Origin of the sequence: Mesorhizobium sp. M2A.F.Ca.ET.067.02.1.1 (genome assembly GCF_004023285.1) — a bacterium.
In the GTDB taxonomy this organism is placed as follows: domain Bacteria; phylum Pseudomonadota; class Alphaproteobacteria; order Rhizobiales; family Rhizobiaceae; genus Mesorhizobium.
Genome location: NZ_RZSB01000768.1, coordinates 1 through 2,808 on the forward strand (window position 1 = coordinate 1; position 2,808 = coordinate 2,808).

Below are 2,808 nucleotides of genomic sequence, written 5' to 3' on the forward strand. Positions count from 1 at the left end.
TTCCAGTAGCTGTCATAGTCAATTTCCTAAAAATCGGGAAATGGACTGGCGAGGCAATTGCGCTGTGCGAAGCGCACGGGAAGGCTTGGGGGCAATGGGGTGTCCTGCTGCGAGCCCTCGGGAACGAGTACCCTGAAACCACTGAAAACCCGGAGATATCGTTCAATCGCAGGGCATTGTCGCAGCACTCGAGAGTGAAGGATGTCAGTTTTCTGCTCGATCACGTACTCTTGGTGGAGCATGAAAATGGTAGAACATTTCGCGTAGCGATGTTGTATCAGTATGATCTTTGCGGGGATGACGTAAGGATGGCGTGGGATGATCTAGGCCCCTTCGATCTTCTTTTGAAAACAAATCCCAATGGGTCAATTCTTATTGATGCGCGCCAAGTCGGAGAGGCGCTTGGGATTAAAGTGTTCGGAATTAAAGATATGCTTGCCTATCTGGGCAAGGGGAAGTTTTGAAGTCACGCTCCCTCCTTCAAGCGGCCGGCGTCTTCGAAATGATTTTCGCGTGCCGCGTGGCGGGCATCTGCTCTGATTGGTACGTATTTGGTTCCGTCGCCAGGGGAGCGCAGCTGCCGTCCGATATTGACATTCTGTGCATCGTCCAAAAACCGGGAGATGTTTCGGCAGTCTATCGCGCCAGCGAAGTTCACCTACTACGTGCTCCTATTCACCTTAGGATACTGTCGGTTGAAAACGAGGCTTCCCTTAATTTTATCAAAAGGTGCTCCGCAGTTCCGCTGCTTTAGTGCCAGTTGCAGGGGGGCAAATCGCGTCCTTTAGCCAAGCGAAGCACAGCCCTCCGCTTCTAACGGAACGGCTGCCATCGATGGACAACCAGTTGCCATAGGCCCTTGCCAACCTCCCCACCTTCCCCTACTCTCCGCTCCTGAGAAAACCTTTTCCCAACCCGCTCCGCGCCCGCTGACCTCACCCGTCATCACCGCGCAGGGCGGTAAGAGAAAACCTTTTCCCAACTAAGGGAATCCGCCGCGCCTATGTCGTCCAACCCCGAGCCAGCGCCTGTTCCCGCCAAGCCGCCGGTCACACTGCGCGAGGTGGCGGCCGCGGCCGGCGTCAGCGTGGCGACGGCGTCCAAGGCGCTGAACGGGCAGGGCCGGATGACGGCGGAGACGCGCGAGCGCATCCGCGAGACGGCGCGGCTGCTCGGCTTCCGGCCGAACAGCCTGGCGCAGAGCCTTCTTCGTAAGCGCAGCTTCACCGTCGGCCTGCTCACCAACGATACCTATGGCCGCTTCTCGCTGCCGCTGATGGCCGGGGTCTCGGATGCGCTGGTCGACAAGGGCGTCTCGGTGTTCCTGTGCAATGTCGAGGACGACCAGCGCCTCGGCCAGCTGCAGGTCGAGGCCATGCTCGACAAGCGCGTCGACGGCATCGTCGCCACCGGAAAGCGCGTCGACCGCCATCTGCCGGTCGATCTCTCCCACCTGCGCATTCCGGTCGTCTACGCCTTCACCCAACCCGATCCCGGCGCGGTCGGCCTCGTCTCCGACGATGCCGGCGGCGCGCGGCTGGCGGTCGAGCATTTTCTGCGGCTCGGCCGCCGGCGCATCGCCCATGTCAGCGGACCGGCGAGTTTTGCTGTGGTGCACGCGCGGGCCGAGGCTTATCGCGATGTCCTCAAGGAGAACGGTCTTGCCGTGGGCGAGCCGCTGCTCGGCGCCTGGTCGGAAGCCTGGGGGCACGACGCGGTGGCAAAGCTGTTCGGCCGTGCGGGGAGGGAAGGCTGGCCGGACGCGGTCTTCTGCGGCAACGACCAGATCGCCCGCGGCGTCATCGACGCGCTGCGCGAACGCGGCATCCGCGTGCCCGGGGATGTCGGCGTCATCGGCTTCGACAATTGGGAGATCGTGGCCGAGGCGACGCGCCCGCCGCTCACCTCCGTCGACATGAATCTTTCGACGCTCGGCCGCGAGGCCGGGCTTGCCCTGCTTTCGCTCGTCGACGGCCAGCCGGCCGCGCCGGGCATCAGGAAACTGCCGTGCCGGCTGGTGGTGCGTCAGTCATGCGGAGGTCCGCCTGAATGAAGCAACGAGGCCACGCGCCCGCATCCGCCGGGCGGCGTCGCCAAACTGGGAGGAGAACCATGAGGAGGAGTAACGTGAAGACCATGCTTGCCAAGCTGATGCTTGCCGCTGCCGTCATCGGCGGCGGCCTGCAGGCGGCGTCCGCCGAGACCGCCAACATCTGGGTGCGCGCCGACGGCTCGAACTTCATGCCGCGCATCGTCGACGCCTTCAACAAGGCGAACAAGGACCAGATCAAGCTCGACATCATTCCCAATGCCGAGATCATCCCGAAATATGGCGCCGCCGCCGCCGGCGGCACGGCGCCCGACGCGCTGTCGCTCGACCTGATCTACACGCCGTCCTTCGCCGCCGCCGGCCAGCTGGAGGACATCACCGACTGGGCGAAATCCTTGCCCTATTTTGCGAGCCTCTCGCCGGCGCATGTGAAGACCGGCACCTATAAGGACCGCATCTACGGCCTGCCGTTCTCGGCCGACGCCTCGGTGCTGATCTGGAACAAGAAGCTGTTCAAGCAGGCGGGGCTGGACCCGGAGAAGGGGCCGACGAACTGGGCCGAGATCGCGGCCGACGCGGAGAAGGTCAATGCGCTCGGCGGCGACATCAAGGGTTTCTACTTCTCCGGCAATTGCGGCGGCTGCAACATCTTCACCTTCACGCCGCTGATCTGGGCCTCGGGCGGCGACATCCTGTCGGAAGACGGCTCGAAGGCGACGCTCGACAGCCCGCAGCTGCGCGGCGCGATCGACCTCTAC

At 63.1% G+C, this 2,808-nt stretch carries 3 protein-coding genes; all 3 read left to right on the plus strand.

The window, feature by feature from the left end:
* Positions 1–464, plus strand: a 464-nt coding sequence (locus EOA28_RS39155; protein WP_189342287.1) for a hypothetical protein, incomplete at its 5' end; no start/stop codon positions are given.
* Between the two features lie 539 nt (positions 465–1,003).
* Positions 1,004–2,053 (plus strand): LacI family DNA-binding transcriptional regulator, encoded by a 1,050-nt coding sequence (locus EOA28_RS31485; protein ID WP_127251026.1) that lies wholly within the window; start codon positions 1,004–1,006, stop codon positions 2,051–2,053.
* 74 nt (positions 2,054–2,127) lie between these two features.
* The coding region (locus tag EOA28_RS31490; RefSeq protein WP_128315646.1) for an extracellular solute-binding protein at positions 2,128–2,808 on the plus strand (681 nt) is incomplete at its 3' end.